Genomic DNA, 1,315 nt, shown 5'->3' on the forward strand with positions numbered 1-1,315 from the left:
CAGCTGCAAAAAACCGCTTTGCCCCACAAAAGAAAAACTAACCTCCTCTTATGAGATCTTGACTATGAAAAGAACAACCACAAAAACAACATAGATTTCTATTTTTTAAAAGACCTTTAACAAAAAGTTTTTGAACGCTTCCTCACACATATAAGGAAAACATGATAAAAAAAATCCGTGTTTTTTCCTTTTTGTATTTTGTATATCGCTTTACCAACGCCCATCATCTTTATAAAAATGCCACCTCCTCAAACCACCTATAACTAAACCAACATCTCCACTTTGGAAAGTCTGCAAATACATTCCTACAAAGCTTTTTTGTTTATAATTTATCCCCTACAAACAACCAAAAACATTTCACAAAGCTAATCACCAATATCAAGACTTAAGAAAAACAAAAGGTTGATCTTTGAGACAAGAACTCTCAAAATACCCACACTCAAGAACATCGACTTTTTCTAAAAAAACATTTTAGATATAAATCAAAATAAATAAATCATTCTTATACACGCCTTCCCCCCTTTACGATATCATAAAGTGTTCTATTTTAACGATAAAGCGCTGAAAAAAGGCTTTTTGTCAACATAAGAAAGGGTTTCCTCTCTTAAGGATCTTAAAGAAGCGCAAAACAATAAGAGCAACAATACCAAAACAATAAGAGCAACAATACAAAGTAAAAAAACATTTTGTTTCAAAAATACACAGACAAGATGTTCATATGGCAAGATGTTCATATGGAGCAATAAGAAAACATAATGGAGAAAAATTCTTGATGACTGCTTTTGCCCATAGATTCACCAATCTGAGTACTGTGTATGAAAAGTACCAACACCATCCGCAAACCAAGAGCGATCGCACCCGCCATATCCACGACCTTCATCAAAGCGCTCTTGCAAACAACTTTGTTAAAGGACAAAAACCAACAATTTTAAGCAACGTTTTTCTTTTTGACCTCTTCCTTACACCTCAAAGAATGAAAGTTTTATCCAAAGTAAATTTGTAGAAAATCCATTTTCTGACCACTCATGGGATTCATATCAGCGCCCTTAATACCAGTACTTTACAGCACAAGATAATAAACAAAGGAAACATCAGAAAAGCTTTCCAAAAATAAATGAAAAAAGAAAATATACATGAAAACAATCACAACAGAACATTTGGCATTTCTTACAACAAAAACCTTTCAAAAGTATCACAAAACGATTGATACAACTATCCATACACTTGAGGAAAAAGCGCTCCCTCTCATAACACCAAAAATCTCAAAAGAATACGCGAAGGGGAATTTTTCATATGCAGCGTTTAAGACGCTTAT

At 33.5% G+C, this 1,315-nt stretch carries 1 protein-coding gene and 1 pseudogene; both read left to right on the top strand.

Going from position 1 to position 1,315, the window contains the following annotated elements:
• The first annotated feature begins 769 nt into the window (after window positions 1-769).
• A complete protein-coding gene (locus tag ACFIKE_RS10710) occupies window positions 770-1,003 on the top strand; it encodes a hypothetical protein (protein WP_375649887.1) in 234 nt (77 codons plus the stop codon).
• A gap of 130 nt (window positions 1,004-1,133) precedes the next feature.
• Window positions 1,134-1,315 (top strand): annotated as a pseudogene (locus tag ACFIKE_RS10715) (hypothetical protein); the annotation flags it as partial.

The sequence above is a fragment of the Bartonella sp. MU70NMGDW genome, from assembly GCF_042194085.1.
Classification (GTDB): domain Bacteria; phylum Pseudomonadota; class Alphaproteobacteria; order Rhizobiales; family Rhizobiaceae; genus Bartonella; species Bartonella grahamii.